Here is a 13,477-nt window from a genome sequence, read left to right on the forward strand (position 1 = left end):
TACCTCCGCTAATTACATTAATCGGATTTCTTTTACATGAAATGAGTCGTTTCGTGCGACAATTTATACGATTGGAGTGAATCCCATGTCCGTACAGAAGGAAATTGACATTGCGATCGATTACGGCGATCCGGAAGTGACCGGAGGCGTTTCCGTGTTCGACCCCGCGTTTGATGAAAAATATAATTACGACGGTGACGACTTGGGGGCTGCCTATACCCCGGAAATGACGGTTTTCCGCCTCTGGGCACCGACGGCCTCGGAAGCCTTGGTGGTGCTTTACGCCTCCTGGAACAGCGAGCCGGAGCAAGAGGTGAAGATGACCCGCGGCCGGAAAGGTACATGGGTAGCGGAGAAACCGGGGGACCTTCATGGCGTTTACTACACGTTCAAGGTAAGGATCGGGTCGGATGTTAACGAGGCCGTCGATCCCTATGCCAAGGCCGTCGGCGTAAACGGGGACCGGGGCGTTGTGGTCGACCTCCGCCGGACCGATCCCGAGCATTGGACCGCTGCGAAGCCGGCGTTTACTTCTCCGGTGGATGCGGTGATCTATGAAGTGCATATCCGGGACCTGTCCATCCACCCGGAAAGCGGGATCCGGCATAAGGGACTATATTTGGGACTGGCCGAGGCCGGCACGAAAGGTCCCGATGGGATTCCGACCGGGCTGGATCACATCGCCGGGCTCGGTGTGACCCATGTGCAGCTTTTGCCGGTGTTTGACTATTCCACCGAGAGCGTGGATGAGACCCGGCTCGATCAGCCCCACTACAATTGGGGGTATGATCCGAAGAACTATAACGCCCCTGAGGGATCGTACGCCACGGACCCGTACTCGCCGACAGCCCGGATTACGGAGCTGAAGCAGTGCATCCAGGCGCTGCATGACAAGGGGCTGCGGGTGATCATGGACGTTGTCTACAACCATGTATACGACGGGTATCTGGTCAACTTCACCAAGCTGGTGCCGGGTTACTATCTCCGCTACAAACCGGACGGCAAGTTTTCGAACGGTTCCTTCTGCGGAAATGAATGCGCGAGCGAGCGGCCGATGATGCGCAAATTTATCATCGACTCGCTCCTGCACTGGATTCGGGAGTACCGCATCGACGGGTTCCGGTTCGACCTGATGGGGCTCCTTGATGTCGATACGATGAAGGAGATCCGCCGCCGCATGGATGAGATCGATCCGTCGATTCTGCTGATTGGCGAAGGGTGGAACATGGAGGGGAGCGTACTCCCGAACGAGCGCCGCGCCCATCAGGGGAACGCGTGGCGGTTTCCCGGAGTCGGGCACTTCAACGACGGGATTCGCGATGCGGTCAAGGGCAGCAACTTTGAGGAGAAGTCGAGAGGATTTGTCAGTCAGGGGAGCGGGCTGGAGGACGGCATCAAGCGCGGAATCGTCGGGGGTATCCGCTACGGCGAAGGCATCGAGCAGTTCGCGCGGGAACCGGTGCAAAGCGTCAACTATGTGGAATGCCATGACAATCATACGCTTTGGGATAAGCTTGCCCTGTCGGCGGAAGGGGCGTCCGCGGAGCAGCGCCGGCATATGCACAGGCTGGCCTCCGCCATTGTGCTGACGAGCCAGGGGATCCCGTTTATTCACGCCGGTCAGGAATTTATGCGTACCAAGAACGGAGTGGAGAACAGCTACAAATCGCCGGTGGAAATCAACCGGCTGGATTGGGCGCGTTGTGCGGAGCGCCAAAACGATGTGCTCTATGTGGCGAGTCTGATCCGCCTGCGCAAATCCCATCCGGCCTTCCGGCTGCGTACGGCCGAAGAGATCCGGAAACACCTGCGTTTCGAACCGGCACCGCCGCTGGCGGTCGCCTACACCTTGCGGGATCACGCCGGCGGCGATCCGGATCGGCATCTGTATGTATTGTACAATGCCAATCCGGAACCGGTGACCTTGGAATTGCCGGACCTCGGCGCATGGGAGGTTCACTATGGCGGCGAGTTCGTCCAGGGATTGGCGCAGCGCAGCCTGAACGTTCGCGGCGTCGGCATGGTCGTGCTGCATGTGACCGATTGAACCGAAAAGGCCTTCCCCGGATTTCAGGGGGGAGCCTTTTCACTGCTTTTTACGTAAACGTTTAAGTCATAAGGAATTGGGGAGGAGAAGTTTGTGGGGATGGAAAGGGCTTATGTATTGGGCAGACATGCCTGGCGCACGATCGAGGAAGGCAACGAACGGGAATGGTTGATCGGAAACGGGATCGGGGGCTATGCCAGCCACTCCGTTCCGGGCGGCGGTTTCCGGATGTCCCACGGTTATCTGGTGGCGTCGGCCAAAGCGCCGGTAAACCGGATGCTCGTATTTACGAGAACCCAGGAGCAGGTGACGATCGGCGGCAAGACCTATGATTTAACCTCGCAGCAGTATGTGAACTGGCAAAAAGACGGGCAGCATTATTTAAGACGCTTCGTCCTTAACACCGTACCGGAATACGATTATCAGGTGGAAGACATCTCGATCCGAAAGACGATCGCTATGGAATACGGGCGCAATACGGCGGTCGTATGTTATGAAATTACCGGTGGACGGGAGTCCGCGCTGCTGAACATCGTTCCGCTGTTCAATTTTCGTTCTCCCGGGGAGGTTTCGGAGAAAGGGAGTCTTTCGTTTGAAACGGAGCTGGCGAATCAGACGTTGAAGCTGATCCCCTCCAGGCAGCCGGAAACGACGATCTCTTTTATGGCATCCGAAGGGGATTATGTGGACAGATCGACATACCCGGTGACGATGGCAACTCCACCTTATTTGTATGAAGAGGCTCACTATTACAAGTTCGAGAACCGGAACGGATTCATGGGGGTGGACAACCACTACACTCCCTATGAAATTCATGTTTCACTGAAACCCTATGAACGCAAAGCCATTTACTTGAAGTGTTCCATAGATCCGCTCGATGACAAGGACGGATTCGAGATCGTCCGTGAATACAGGCAGAGGATGGACGGTTTGGTGGAGCGGGCCGGATACGGAAACCGGTTTGCCGACCGCTTGGTGGAGGCTGCGGATCATTTTATAGTGCAGCGGGAGTCGACGGGCCTTAAAACGGTGCTGGCTGGCTACCCTTGGTTTACCGACTGGGGACGGGACACGATGATCGCATTGCAGGGATTGACCCTGTCCACCAAACGGTTCGAGGACGCGAGAGAAATTCTGGAATCCTTCTCACGCTACCTCCGGAACGGTTTAATTCCCAACATGTTCCCCGATGACGGCCAGGAACCGCTTTACAATACGGCCGATGCCTCGCTCTGGTATTTCCACGCCGTTCACGAGTATTTGCGGTATACCGGAGGACCGGAGGATTACGCCTTTATCGAGAAGAAGATTTACCCGACGCTTAAGGAAATCCTGGCTGCCCATAAAGCGGGAACCGACTTTTCGATCGGCATGGATGACGATGGCCTGATCCATGCGGGCAGCGGCTTGGATCAAGTGACCTGGATGGATGTGAGGGTCGGCGATTGGGTCGTCACGCCGCGTCACGGGAAACCGGTGGAAATCAACGCCTTATGGTACAACGCCCTCCGGGTTATGGCGCAGTTGGCGGAGCGTTTTGGCGACACGGAGCCCTACGATATACTTGCGCAACAGGTACAAGACTCCTTCAGCCGCCGATTCTGGAATGAACAGGCAGGGTGTCTGTATGATGTTATCGATGTGAACGGGAACGAGAATGACGGCAAAATCAGGCCGAACCAAATTTGGGCGGTCTCGCTTCCCTATTCGGCGCTTCCTCCCGAGAAGCAAAAGGCGGTCGTGGACACCGTTTATAAACATTTGTATACGCCTTACGGCTTACGGTCGCTCTCTTTTGAAGACGAGGAATACAAGCCTCGATATATCGGCAAGCTCATTGACCGGGATGGGGCTTATCACATGGGAACCGTATGGGCTTTCCCGCTTGGCGCATTTATATCCGCCTACTGCAAGGTGAACGGGCACAGCCGGGAAGCCGTGCTTACGGCCAAAGGGATGTGCGAGGTGTTCGAGGACCATCTTCAGGACGGAGCCATCGGGGGAATTGCGGAAATTTTCGACGGAGAGTTTGCCTGCACGGGCCGGGGATGCTGCACTCAAGCCTGGAGTGTAGGAGAGATTTTGCGGGCATACACCGAAGATATTCTGCCCTATTTACCCGAAATAAACAGCAAGTAATTACCATACTATAGTCATGCCGCAAAATAAGCTCTTTGTGAGGAGTGAAAGTTTTGCGGCTTTTTTATCATTGTAAACAAAATAAAAACGTTTTCTGATAATTTCTGAAAAACGCCCGCAAAATTCGACACCTTTCACCTTACTTTTACAGAAATTAGTGATAATATGTGGTCGTAACAAATTGTGCAAACGTTTGAACTAATCTCCTAACAAAGTAGAGGTGATTTCAATTGCAGGCATTGATATGGACGGAACGTGGACGATTGGAACTCATCGAACAGGAGTCCCCATCGTGCCGTACTTCCGGGGAGGTGAAAGTAAAAATCGAACTGGCGGGAATTTGCGGTACGGATCTCGCCGTCATCGCCGGGAAGGAGCCGGGGGTGCCCGGCATCATCCGCGGCCATGAAGCCGTAGGAACCGTCGTGGAGACCGGTGCGGACGTAAGCCGGGTTCGGGTGGGAGACCGCGTCGTTATCGACCCGAACCAGAGCTGCGGGGAATGCCGGTTTTGCCGAAAAGGGCAGCTGCACCTGTGCATAGGTCGCTCCGGACAAGGGATGCCGATCGCCGGGTTAAACCTTCCGGGTACGTTCGCTCCCTATTTTGTTACGGATGAGAGCTTTGTGCATAGGCTCCCCGACGGGATGAGCTGGGAGGCGGCCGTTTTGGTGGAACCGCTCGCTTGTGTTCTGCACAATTTCAAGGTGGCGGGAGTTACCCGGGAAGATCGCGTGCTGGTTCTTGGCTCGGGCCCGATGGGCTTGCTGTGCCAAATCGTCGGCGGAGCGCTCGGCTGCTTTACGGTCGGGACGGAGGTTAACCCGTATCGCCTGTCAGTGGCCCGCCGGTTCTCGGAGCGGGTTGTCCTGCCGGAGGAATTGGGCGGGAAGACCGATCCCCCTGCTCCGGAATCCGGAAAGTATGATGTGGTTATCGATACTGTAGGGACGCAAATGGCCCTGGCCGAGCAATGGGTGGAGCGGGGCGGAAGAATCGTTCCCTTCGGGATTAACGGCGGCTATCAATATATTTTGACTCCCACCCATTATGTGCAGCATGCCGTGAAAATCATCGGGGCCGGCGAATACCTGGGTACTTTTGAGCCGGCGCTGAAGTTTGCGGCAGATCACCCCGAACTCGCGTCGCTGGTTACAAGACGCTATCCGCTGACCGAATACGAGCCGGCGATTCAGGAGCTTTTGGGGTACGACTTCTCAACCGGTGCGCGTTTGCCGGCGGAAACGATGAAAACGGTATTTGTGTTCTAGCCGCCATTTTTGAAAGAACGCTGAAAGGGGATGGGGGGTTATGGCCCGCCAAGAACGCTTGAAATATATTTACCGATTTCTGGCCTCACACCGACCCAAAGAAATCGGGCCGATCTGGATACCCGAAATATGGAACGAATGCGGGTATACCGATATTCTCGACACGAAGCATCGGGAAATAAAAGTGGATCCGGTGCCGTTTCTGCTGCATCATCTTAACTTTTTGTTTCAACTGTCCGAATCGTACGCTTTTGAAGAGCAAAGTCTCGACCGGAGTATCATCTACTCGTCGCTGGTCCGATACACCGCGGCATGGGACTATAACCATGACGGCCGCATTCAATCCGGAACTTTTCTTAGATTGATGATCCTGCTTCCGCTGTTGAAGAAAATGGGCGTCAATATACTGTATTTGCTGCCGGTTACAAGATACAGCCAAATGCACTGGAAAGGGGACATCGGCTCGCCTTACGCGGTTCATAGTTTGTTCGAGCTGGACCCCGATCTGCACGATCCCTTATTGGACGGCATCTCGGAGTTTACGCTCCACGACGAAATGGCCGCGCTCGTCGAAGCCTGTCATCTGGTGGGCGTAAAAGTCGTGGTGGATTTTATCCCCAGGGTAACGGCGAGAGACAGTGAAGTTATTGAAGATCATCCCGATTGGGTGTACTGGATCGGCAAGGAACATTTGGAAGGCTTTCGTCCTCCTTATATTCCAGAGCTGGGCTTCTTCGAAGAATGCAGCCCGGACAAGCTCGAAACCATTTATCGCAGCAAGGAAACGGCGGCTTTTTTATCCAAATTTTCGCCGCCGCCGAACGAATTGAATCCTTTGCTGTGGCAGTGTCTGAAGCAGCGCGCCCGGCAATCCGGCGAGCCGCTGTTGTCGCTCGTCGAGGAAAACATGGGGATTACGACGGCGCCGGCTCACTCCGACTGGGTTAACGATGTCCAACCGATCTGGACGGATATTACGTTTTACAGGCTGTTCAAGGATCATGCGCCGCAAGTCCGGGATTTTGTCCCTCCGAATCAACCGCCGTATGTGTTGTTCGACACGATCAAATGCAACATGTACCCCGGAACGGAACCGAACCGGGAATTGTGGGACATGCTGGTGGAGGCCGTTAAGTTCAACTTGCATGCTTATGGCGTCGACGGGTTCCGGATCGATATCGGCCATGTCCTGCCGGTGCCTTTGCTGGAGGAGATGTTCCGGACGATCAAGGAGATCCGGCCCCACGCCATCCTCATCAGCGAGGACTTGTTCAATCGCAACCATCTCAAGGCCGCGAGCACCGGGTATAATGTCATGCTCGGCAGCGGGTGGAAGATTATGACGGATATTTCGGTGGAAACGCTGCAGGCGTACCTCCAGGAGCTCCCCGAGTTGGCCATACATGTATTCGCCTGTTCCGAAACGGCGGACACCCCCCGAATTGCCAGTCGTGGAGGGATTCGTCTGGCGCGGATGATGAGCGTATTCAACAGCTTTTTGCCGAACGCCATTCCTTTTTTGACTACGGGAATCGAGATGAACGAAGAACAGCCTTTGAACTGCGGACTTGCCGATAATACGGGCGGCGCGGAGATTCCGCGGGCTTTTTTCAACCGTCTGGTCATTAACTGGACACACCCGCAGCCCATGATTCCTTTACTGAGCCGTTTGCATGCCGGAAAGAGGCAATTGGAGCATCTGGTCCGGCCCCAGAACTTTTTTGTACCTGACGCCCAGGGAGAGGTATTGATGTACGCCTATCTGAAAGGGAGTGAGATGCTGGTGTGCTGCTTCAATTTAAGCGCCGACGCTCCGCAGGAAATTCGTCTGAATGCGATCTATCCCGTATCGGACGGTTGGACGGTGTGGATCGATAGTCTGGCCGACCCGGAATTCGCTCTGGTCTCTGCGGCCCAAGGCGGCCGGGATTGGCGAATGCTTCAGCCCCACCAGGGCATCGTCTTCTATCATCCTCAAATCAAACCGTAAAGGCAAAGGAGAACTCAAAAATATGGGCTCGTATCTGAAAGAAATGGTCATTTGGCATGAATTTGACGGTCCGGGAGACACCTCCATTGAATTGTTGGAAGGTTTATGTCATGAATATTCCCGCAAAACCGGCGTTCGGGTCATCCCCGAAGTGATGAATATCGTAGAGTTGTCGGCACGGTTGAACCGGATCGGCGAGGGGGGACCAGCGCCGCAGATGGCTATGGTTCCGGCAGATATGGCCGGATTCGGAGCGAATGCGAACTATTCCCCGGTGCCGGAGGAGTTGCTTGCGCTGGCAGCATCCGACGGTTCGGACTTATCGGATTCCATGCGTTCCGAAGGAATCGCCTACGGCCTGCCGGTGCTGACGGGGAATCATCTGGTGCTGTATTACAACCGGGACATCTATCCCGCTCCCCCGGGCTCGTGGGAAGAGATCGAAGCCGGGGGAAACGGCTTGATAGATCAAGGGCTGATCCCTATTGCCGCCGATCTCCTGGAACCGTATTCGTTTATTCCGTTTTTGACGGCATTTGGGGGTTGGCCGATGCGGGGGAACACGCCCTGTTTTCCAAAGAACGAAATGAGACGGGCGCTGCATTTTGTCCGCGCGCAGGGGGAGCGTGGAGTTCTGGCCAGCATGAACGGTTCGACGGAACTGTTGGACAGGTTCATAGGCGGCCAAATCGGCGCGATCATCTGCGGCGAGTGGATCTATAACTATTTGGATCGGCAGATGCAGCACAAGCTGGGCGTTGCTCCGCTCCCTTCCGTGTTGGGGATACCCTCGCTCTCCATGTCCTCGTCGATCGGACTCGTATTCCCGGGGCATTCGCTGGAATCGGAACTCCGGGAGGAAATCCTCTCGTTTGCCGCCTTCATGCTCAGTGAAGAGAACCAGACGAGATGGGGCACCGAGGTGCAGCGGATTCCCGTTCGCAAGGGGGCTCGGGAGAAGGTGATACGTCAAGCCGGCGCCGATCGGGCGACTCTGATCCAGTTGCTGGAGAAGAGCCGTCCCATGCCGATCGAACCGGCCATGGCTTCCGTTTGGGAAGCGATTCGCCCGGGTTTGCGGTGCTTGATGAATGAAGGGGCGGACTCCGCCTATACCGTGGTCGACCGTTATTTTCGGCATATCGCCGATGTCGCTCAGCCCAATAACTATTAAATCAAAGTGAGGGAAAATCCATGAAGACGAGTGTATTTAGCCAAGTTTCGATCGATGGCAAACTGACGTTGGGGCCGGGCCAGTCCAGTAAGCCTTTGTTCAGTCTGTTTGATGGCGGGGATATGGAGTACATTCATAAATTTCGCGGAATCGTGGACGGGATTATGGTCGGGAAGAACACGATCACAACGGACAACCCCTTTTTGACGAACCGGTATGAAGAGAATAAGAATCCGGTGCGTATCGTTCCCACAAGAACGATGGACATTCCGCTGGACAGCCACGTGTTGGCGGACGAGGGACAAACCATTCTCGTGACCACAGAGCTGGGGAAGGATGAACGCAAGATCGAGCTGCTGCGGGAGCGGGGAAAAGAATGCCTGATTTGCGGAGAAGACAAGGTCGATTTCGCCAAGTTGTTTTCCATACTGGAACAAAACTACGGCATTCACCGCCTGATGGTGGAGGGAGGCGGGTTTCTGAATTGGCACGTGTTCAACGAGGATCTCGTCGACGAGATCATTCTGATGCAGCTTCCGATTATTATCGGCGGGGCGTCGAATATTACACTGGTGGATGGCGAGGGCTACACGCGGCTGGATTTTACCAAAAAATTTAAGGTGGTCGAAGTACAGCCGAAGGATCATTACACCTTGCTGCGTTATATGAAGGCGGTATAAAACGGGAGGACAGGCCAGATGAGCGATGAGCTAAAAAAGGATTTTTATAAAAACGTATATAAAATTGCTCTTCCAGTAACTTTACAAAGCTTGATCATGTCTTTGCTCACGCTCACGGACCAGTTGATGGTCGGACAGCTGGGCGATGTGGCTATCGCTTCCGTCGGAATGGCCACGAAAATTTACGGAGTGATCTCCGTCGTACTGGCCGGTCTTGCGGCGGGCGTTTCGATCTACGCGGCCCAGTTCTGGGGAAAACAGGACCGCAAGAGTATCTCCCAATTGCTCGGGATCGGATTGATAGCCGGGTTTGCGCTGTCGTTCCTGTTTACGCTGCTCGTGTTCTTTGAGCCCCAGCTTTGCCTGGGATTATTCACAACGGATGAGCGGATCTTGGGGGAGGGGTACATTTTTCTGCAAATTATCTCGCTTAGTTATGTACCGACGATGTTTACGATGATGTACTCCGCCATTCTCAGAAGCACCACCCATGTCAAACTGCCGATGTTTGTCAGTTTGTTTACGGTAATGCTTAACATTGTATTGAATTATATGCTGATTTTCGGGAACTGGGGGTTTCCGGAACTGGGATTAAAGGGAGCGGCTATCGCGACGCTAACCGCCAGAATCGTGGAGTGTGCGTTGATCATTGGGGCCGTCTACAAGTTCAGGCTTCCCGGTTCGGTCGATTTCGGCAGCCTGTTCGAGGTCCCCAAGCCGCTCCTGCAAAAGTTCATTCGCACGACCTATCCGATCATCTTGACCGAGTTTATCTGGGTGATGGGCGAGACGGCTTATGCCATGATCTACAGCCGGATGGGAACGTCGGAAATGACGGCCATGACGATCACTTTCCCGCTGCAGGGAATCTGTATCGGATTGCTGTCGGGCCTGGCCAGCGCGGGCGGGGTGATGGTCGGCAACAAGCTGGGTGCCGGGGAGGAAGAGCCCGCCTTGCAGTATGCCAAACGTTTTATCGCGTTGGGGATTTCCGTTTCCCTTGCCGTTGGCCTGGTAATTGCCGCAGCTTCCCCTTGGTATGTTTCCTTCTTTAATATTTCGGGAGAGGTCCACCGCCTGGGGATTTATCTGGTTTGGGTGTTTGCTGCTTTCCTATGGGTAAAAGTGGGGAATATGATCATGGCCGGAGGGATTTTAAACAGCGGCGGGGACAGCAAGTTCGTATTCGCCATGGAATCGGCGGCGACATGGCTGATCGGAGTTCCGTCGGGACTGTTGCTGTCGTTTGTCTTTAAACAACCGGTCTATCTGGTCTATCTGGTGCTTTCCTTGGAAGAGGTGGTCCGTTTCGGGATCGGCATGTGGCGTATCCACTCCCGCAAATGGATCAAGAATTTGGTAAACGATATTGCCGCGTAAGTAACCGTTGGTTTGCTCTACCGAATGGGTGATATCGAACAGCCGCAGGATGAACGTAGGCAAGGCCTACATCCTGCGGCTTTTGGCGTGGGGAAGGATGTGAAATGGTTTCGGAGATACCGGAGATACGTTACGTTGCCGACGTCCACAATTGTAGATATATCGGAGTTTACATCATTAAGGGGAAAATCTCCCGTTAATGTACCGCTTTTGGCTCTTCCATCGGATTTAGCTGGAAAAACTCCATCTATTTCGCGGCCCAATTGCCTGTATACACCATTTCAGGCGAATTAGCGGGAGATTCTCCAGCTAATTCGCCTATGCAGCCGCATATTCACCAAATTAACGGGAAGAATTCCATTTAATTTAAATGAGCCGCAGGTGAAGAGTGTGAAAAGAACCCGCTACACCGCCGCCTATTGTCTAAAAAAGGACAGATCCCGAATCAAACGGGAATCTGTCCTTATTTTGCTTATACCGTAACCGTCGCTCTTTGCGCCCGGATTTCGCCATGGGCCCCGACGGTGTAGCTGTTGTCATATATTCGGATCGCGGCCGGTACATCGGTTTCGTTCGTCACGATAATGCTCTCTTCGGTCACGTTGACATTCAGCGTGGCGCCGCGGAACATAACGTTGAACGAGAACGACTTCCAATGCGAAGGAATGAACGGCTTGAGTACCAGTTCGTCGTTTCGCACGCGCAGGCCGGCAAAGCCTTGGATGACGGACATCCACGTCCCGGCCATGCTGGTCGTATGGCAGCCGTCTTCGGTGTCGTTGTTGTAGTTATCCAGGTCCAGACGGGCGGTGCGCAAATACATTTCGTAAGCCTTCTCCTGGTAGCCGAGCTCGCAGGCGATAATCGCATGCAGGCAAGGGGAGAGGGAGGACTCGTGGACGGTGAGCGGTTCGTAGAAATCGAAATTGCGCTTTTTCGTCTCCAGATCGTACCGGTCGCCCAGGAAGTACAATCCTTGCAGTACGTCGGCCTGCTTGATGTAACAGGAGCGCAGAATCCGGTCCCACGACCAGTTCTGATTCAGCGGTAGGTTCTCCGGCGGCAGATCCTTGACCGGTACGATCTCCTTGTCGAGGAAGCCGTCCTGCTGAAGGAAAACGCCGCGCTCTTCATCCACAGGGTAGTACATATTGTCGATAATATGGCGCCACTTGGCCGTTTCCTCATCCGTCAGCTTGAGCTTGTCGACCAGCTCCAGGTAGCGGGCGTTTTCGTTGGCCTTGAGGTAATCCAGCACCTCCAAAGTATATTCCAGCGTCCAGACCGCAATCCGGTTCGTGTACCAGTTGTTGTTGACGTTGTTTTCATACTCGTTCGGCCCGGTCACCCCAAGGATGACATATTTGCCTTTCAGGTTGGAGAAGTTCACGCGCTCTTCCCAGAAGCGGGAAATTTCCGCGAGCACCTCCAGGCCGTATTGGCTTAAATAAGATTTATCCCCTGTATAATTCACATAGTTATAAATAGCATAGGCGATCGCCCCGTTGCGGTGAATCTCCTCAAAAGTAATCTCCCATTCGTTGTGGCATTCTTCCCCGTTCATCGTCACCATCGGATAGAGCGCGCCTTTGGTGAAGCCGAGCTTGCGGGCGTTTTCCTTGGCTTTTTCGAGATGCTTGTAGCGGTAGATCAACAGGTTGCGGGCAATGGTGGAATCCGCGGTGCTGAGATAGAACGGGACGCAGTAAGCCTCGGTGTCCCAGTAAGTACTGCCGCCGTATTTTTCCCCGGTAAAGCCTTTCGGCCCGATGTTCAGACGGTCGTCTTCCCCGGTATAGGTTTGATTCAATTGGAAAATATTAAACCGGATGCCCTGCTGCGCCGATGCATCGCCTTCAATGATGATGTCGCTGCCCTTCCATTTTTCGGCCCAGGCCTCCGCCTGTTCGCGAAGGAGGGTATCGAATCCGGCGGCATGCGCCTCGAGCAGCGCTTTTTTTCCGGCGTCGACGAGCTGCCCCAGCCCATGGTTGCGGGAGGTGACGTTCGCGACGTATTTGTAGAGCGTAAGGGTTTCGCCTTGTTCGATGTCAAAAACGGCTTCCGCGGACACGAATTTCTCGCGTTCGGACAAGGACGGGACAAATTCGAGCTTCTGCCCATTTTTGAACACATCGAAAGCCATGACCGACGTAACATGAAAATCGAGTTTTTTGGTCTTCAGCGTCAAGTAGGAGAGGTCGGCCGCGGCCGCTTTTTCCACCTCGAGCCAAAACTTCTCGTCATAGTTGGAATCCTTGTTCTGCACATCCCCGTCCAGATAAGGCACAAAGCGGATACTGCCGGAGAAGTTCAGCGGAGTCACCGCATAGCGGATCGCCCCGATTTCCTGACGCTTCATGCTGACGAAGCGGACGGCTTCGATCTGAACTTCTTTGCCGCCTTCCATGACGGCCACAAAGCGCCGGGAGAGGTAGCCCTCCTTCATATTCAGTTGACGGACGAAGTCCTTTACCTCGCATTGGGCAAGGTCGAGCGGCGTGCCGTTGATCAGAACGTCGATGCCGATCCAGTTCGTGCTGTTGAGCACCTTGGCGAAATACTCGGGATAGCCGTTCTTCCACCAGCCGACCCGGGTTTTGTCGGGATAGTACACACCGGCCATGTAGCTTCCTTGCAGGGAAGGTCCGCTGTAGCGCTCCTCAAAATTCGCCCGTTGTCCCATATAACCGTTGCCGATGCTGAAAATGCTCTCGGAAATTTCATGCAGGGCGGGATCAAACGATTCTTCAATAATCGACCATTCATCCAGTTTAAGATATTGTTTCATGCGTA

General features: G+C 54.2%; 8 protein-coding genes. 7 read left to right on the top strand and 1 reads right to left on the bottom strand.

What is annotated here, in order from left to right:
• Window positions 1-85: 85 nt before the first annotated feature.
• From pulA to LBW89_RS05260, 7 genes are all read left to right on the top strand, one after another.
• Window positions 86-2,047, top strand: a complete 1,962-nt coding sequence (gene pulA / locus LBW89_RS05230; RefSeq protein ID WP_148455368.1) for a type I pullulanase — start codon at window positions 86-88, stop codon at window positions 2,045-2,047.
• Window positions 2,048-2,146: 99 nt separating this feature from the next.
• A complete protein-coding gene (locus tag LBW89_RS05235) occupies window positions 2,147-4,186 on the top strand; it encodes an amylo-alpha-1,6-glucosidase (RefSeq protein WP_148455915.1) in 2,040 nt (679 codons plus the stop codon).
• A 230-nt stretch (window positions 4,187-4,416) separates the two neighbouring features.
• Window positions 4,417-5,457: a zinc-dependent alcohol dehydrogenase gene (locus tag LBW89_RS05240; RefSeq protein ID WP_148455370.1), complete on the top strand. Its 1,041-nt coding sequence runs from the start codon at window positions 4,417-4,419 to the stop codon at window positions 5,455-5,457.
• Window positions 5,458-5,497: 40 nt separating this feature from the next.
• The gene (locus LBW89_RS05245) at window positions 5,498-7,447 is read left to right on the top strand and encodes an alpha-amylase (RefSeq protein ID WP_148455372.1); all 1,950 of its coding nucleotides are present in this window, start codon (window positions 5,498-5,500) and stop codon (window positions 7,445-7,447) included.
• 22 nt (window positions 7,448-7,469) lie between these two features.
• Window positions 7,470-8,621: an extracellular solute-binding protein gene (locus tag LBW89_RS05250; protein WP_148455374.1), complete on the top strand. Its 1,152-nt coding sequence runs from the start codon at window positions 7,470-7,472 to the stop codon at window positions 8,619-8,621.
• A 20-nt stretch (window positions 8,622-8,641) separates the two neighbouring features.
• Window positions 8,642-9,301, top strand: a complete 660-nt coding sequence (locus LBW89_RS05255) for a dihydrofolate reductase family protein (protein ID WP_148455377.1) — start codon at window positions 8,642-8,644, stop codon at window positions 9,299-9,301.
• A gap of 18 nt (window positions 9,302-9,319) precedes the next feature.
• Window positions 9,320-10,681, top strand: coding sequence for an MATE family efflux transporter (locus tag LBW89_RS05260; RefSeq protein ID WP_148455379.1), 1,362 nt, complete (start codon window positions 9,320-9,322; stop codon window positions 10,679-10,681).
• A 472-nt stretch (window positions 10,682-11,153) separates the two neighbouring features.
• On the opposite strand, the gene LBW89_RS05265 is transcribed toward LBW89_RS05260, so the two are convergent.
• A complete protein-coding gene (locus LBW89_RS05265; RefSeq protein WP_148455381.1) occupies window positions 11,154-13,472 on the bottom strand; it encodes a glycoside hydrolase family 65 protein in 2,319 nt (772 codons plus the stop codon).
• Between the last annotated feature and the right edge of the window lie 5 nt (window positions 13,473-13,477).

The organism is Paenibacillus sp. alder61, assembly GCF_020179875.1.
Taxonomy (GTDB): Bacteria; Bacillota; Bacilli; order Paenibacillales; family Paenibacillaceae; genus Fontibacillus; species Fontibacillus faecis.